This window comes from Methyloceanibacter sp. (assembly GCF_051306395.1).
Lineage (GTDB): Bacteria > Pseudomonadota > Alphaproteobacteria > Rhizobiales > Methyloligellaceae > Methyloceanibacter.
The window spans coordinates 1-3,230 of the sequence record NZ_JBPPND010000214.1 but is presented as its reverse complement, the minus strand read 5'-3'; the positions used below and the strand labels follow the sequence as shown (position 1 = coordinate 3,230).

General features: G+C 65.3%; 4 protein-coding genes. 2 read left to right on the top strand and 2 right to left on the bottom strand.

The window, feature by feature from the left end:
* Positions 1 to 221, top strand: a 221-nt coding sequence (locus ACSLE4_RS11210; RefSeq protein WP_435904534.1) for a hypothetical protein, incomplete at its 5' end; no start/stop codon positions are given.
* Between the two features lie 87 nt (positions 222 to 308).
* Here the strand turns inward: ACSLE4_RS11210 and ACSLE4_RS11205 are convergent.
* Positions 309 to 524 (bottom strand): hypothetical protein, encoded by a 216-nt coding sequence (locus ACSLE4_RS11205; protein WP_435904533.1) that lies wholly within the window; start codon positions 522 to 524, stop codon positions 309 to 311.
* A gap of 195 nt (positions 525 to 719) precedes the next feature.
* On the opposite strand from ACSLE4_RS11205, the gene ACSLE4_RS11200 reads away from it, so the two are divergent.
* Complete coding sequence (locus ACSLE4_RS11200) at positions 720 to 1,550, top strand: hypothetical protein (RefSeq protein WP_435904532.1); 831 nt, start codon at positions 720 to 722, stop codon at positions 1,548 to 1,550.
* A gap of 8 nt (positions 1,551 to 1,558) precedes the next feature.
* On the opposite strand, the gene ACSLE4_RS11195 is transcribed toward ACSLE4_RS11200, so the two are convergent.
* The gene (locus ACSLE4_RS11195) at positions 1,559 to 3,070 is read right to left on the bottom strand and encodes a carboxypeptidase M32 (protein WP_435904531.1); all 1,512 of its coding nucleotides are present in this window, start codon (positions 3,068 to 3,070) and stop codon (positions 1,559 to 1,561) included.
* Positions 3,071 to 3,230 lie beyond the last annotated feature (160 nt).

The following is a 3,230-nucleotide window of genomic DNA, read 5'->3' as shown; positions in this document are numbered from 1 at the left end:
GCCCTGTCCATAACACTGAGTACCCCTCGCAGGTCCCGCCTGTGCTCCTTGCGGCAGAGCATAGCAGAGGAGGCGAGCCATCGACCACGCTTAACCATCACCCTATAGCGGACAAGGCCATCCGCCGCGAGTTCGACCTCTTGCAGGAGGCCCATGGCATGCTGAACACGTCTCTTCAGGAGATTTGCGGTCGGCGTGCGCGAGCTGCTTGTGCGCTCTAAACACGAGGGAGCAGCGGCAGCGCATGCCGTCACGGGCGAGATACCCGCACCCGAAAAGACGACCTCGAGAGATTAGACGCCTCTAGATTAGACGCCCTTAGCGCGAAGCTTCGCCTGCCAGATCTTGGTGTCGCCGAGAATGAACAGCACGTCGTTCTTCGGTCCGCCGAAGGTGAAATTGGGCACGCCCGGGGCTACGATCTCCCCCAGAAGATCACCTTGCGGCGTGAACACCTGGACGCCGGTCGCCGACGAGGTGTAGACGCGGGCCGCGCGTGTCGAGCTGGTGAGCGGGACTGCCAACGGTCGTCATCCCGGCGAAAGCCGGGTTCCAGCCAGGCGGACTCCACTCCTGTTGCTCTTCCGGCTTACGCCCGATCGCGGATCAAACGGCGTTAAGCGATTAAGGAACCAACCGGTGCAGGCATAGGTTGAGCCTCGAAGTTCACGTGCGAAGGCGGCGCAAGACCGCCTAGCCATCGACCTTGGAGGAAACGCATGCCCGATACACGCCCTGTCGCCATTTGGATCTGGCTCGTCGTCGTGGCCCTGATGGTGGTGAGCGTCGCCCTGGGCTACCGGCTCACGATGATGGAGGAGCGTGTCGAGACGCTGCACCGCCAGCTCGCGCTCTCCCGCGAAGAGACCCTGCAGAGCAAGGCGGGGGCCTCCGAGCTGGAACGCCTCACGAGCACGCTGCAAACCGATCTCGACAAGGCCAGGGAGGAACGCGCGGCCGTTCAGCAGGAATACGAAGCCGTCGAGGCGGAGCGTCAGACGCTTCAGGACGAGATCGGCGTGACGTCGGGCGAACTGAAAAAGACGCGCGCCAGCCTGGAAAGCGCCCAGGCGGATTTGAGTTCCGCCCAAGAGGCGCTCGATCGCGGCGCGAAGGACATCGAAGCCAAGGATGCGCAGATCGCCGAAGTGCAAAACGCTTTGACTGAGGCGGAGGCGGAGTCCGAGCGGCTCAATGCCGCGCTCGAAACGGCGCAAGCCCAGCTCAAGCAGGAGCGCGACAAGCTTAAAGCGGCGCAAAGCGACCGCGATGCGGCGCGCGATGATTTGGCTGCCGCTCAGGAGGCCGCTGACACCGCCGATCAGCAGAAGAGAAATCTTGAACAGCAGGTCGCGCGTCTGCGGACGGAGCTTCAAGACAAGGAAGGCGAACGGGCCGAACTTCAATCCGAGGTCGACCGTCTGGAGACGGCGCTCGATCAGGCGAAGTCGGAGATCGAGCGGTTGAACCAGACCACTGGCGAGGATAAGCCGGCTGCCCCCGGCGAAGGCGAGACGAATTCGCCAGCGGACGATGATGCCGCGACGTAAGGCCGGGCTCAGCCTGGATAGCGGTTCTCGAGATGCGTTTTGAAGTGCCGCAAGCTCAAGGGCTCGCCCGTGACATCGATCAGCAGCTCGCTCGCCGTCTTGAGCTGTCCGCGGCCGTGAATATTCCGGCGCAGCCAGCCGATCAGGGGCGCGAAGTCGCCCGCTTCGATCTGCGAGTCCAGGTCGGGCAGCGTCGCCCTGGCGGCCGCGAACCATTGGGCGGCCATCAGCGCGCCGAGCGTATAGGTGGGAAAATATCCGAACAGCCCGGCGAACCAGTGAACGTCCTGCATGCAGCCGTTCCGGTAATCGCCTTCCGTCGAGAGGCCGAGATAGCGCGTCATGGCCTCGTTCCAGGCGTCGGGAATGTCTGCGGCGTCGAGCTTGCCGGCGATCAAGGCCCGCTCGATTTCGAAGCGGAGAATGACGTGGAGCGGATAGGTAAGTTCGTCGGCGTCGACCCGGATATAGCCTCTGCGCACCTGCCGCGAATGCGCCTGCAGGTTGTCTGCGGTCCAGGCGGCGTCGCCCGGCTTGCCCCCGAGGTGGCGGCGCAGATGCGGTGCGGCGAACTCGATGAAGGCGCGGCCGCGCGACATCTGCATCTCCACGAATAGCGACTGGCTCTCGTGCACCGCCGCGCCGAGACAATTGCCCACGGGCTGCCGCCGCCAGTCGGCCGGGAGGCCCTGCTGGTAGAGCGCGTGGCCGGTTTCATGCAGCACCGCCATGAGCGACTCGAGAAACTCTTCTTCGCTGTAGCGAGTGGTGATGCGCGTATCGTCGGGAACGCCGCCACAGAACGGATGGTGGCTGACGTCGAGACGGCCTCGGCTGAAGTCGAAGCCGAGCAGGCGCATCATGTCTTCGCCGAGGGCGTGCTGGCCGTCGCGGGGGAAGGGGCCGGGCAGCGGGAACGGCGCGGTTTGGCGCGCTATAACACGATCGATGAAGCCCGGCAGGAAGCCCTTGAGGTCATCGAACAGCTGCGTGACGTGGGCTTCGCGCGTTCCTTCCTCGTAACCGTCGAGCAGCGCATCGTACGGATCGAGCGCAAGCGCGTCCCCGAGTGCCGCCGCTTCCTCGCGGGCGAGGGCGATCACCTCGCCCAGCGAGCCTTTCACTGCGTTCCAATCGTTGTCCGCCCGGGCAGCGCGCCATATCTGCTGACAGCGCGTCGTGGCGAGCTGATTGGTGCGCACGAGAGCCTCGGGCAGCGCCACGGCGCGGGTGTGCGTCCGCCGCATCGCACGCAAGTTCGCCTGCTGCCATGCGTTCAGCTGCGCCAAGCTGGCGCCGGCCCTGTCCAGCAGGTCCCCGACTTCAGGCGCCGTCAGCGTCCGGTGCGCGAGCGCCGCGAGCGCGGCAAGCGCCTCGCCGCGCGCCGGGCCACCGCCGCGGGGCATCATCACCGCGTCGTCCCAGCTCAGCATGGCCTGGGCGTGTCCGAGCTGGTGAAGCTCCTCGAATCGGGTCTCGAGCTGCGCGTAAGGCGTGACGTTTGTTTTGCGGTCGCTCATGTGGCGCACGCTACCACGTGGCCGAGTTTGGATCGGCAGCGAATTGCCTCAGGGGTGGCCGCCCGGCCACAGTTATGCAGCTAGGCCTTCGCCTTCTTCTTCTTGCTCTCGGTGAGGCGCGGCATGATCTCGATGAACGAGCAGGGGCGGTGGCGGTTGT

Coding starts and splice junctions, on each gene's coding strand:
- ACSLE4_RS11200 (WP_435904532.1), top strand. CDS start 720: ATGCCCGATACACGCCCTGTCGCCATTTGGATCTGGCTCGTCGTCGTG.
- ACSLE4_RS11195 (WP_435904531.1), bottom strand. CDS start 3,070: ATGAGCGACCGCAAAACAAACGTCACGCCTTACGCGCAGCTCGAGACC.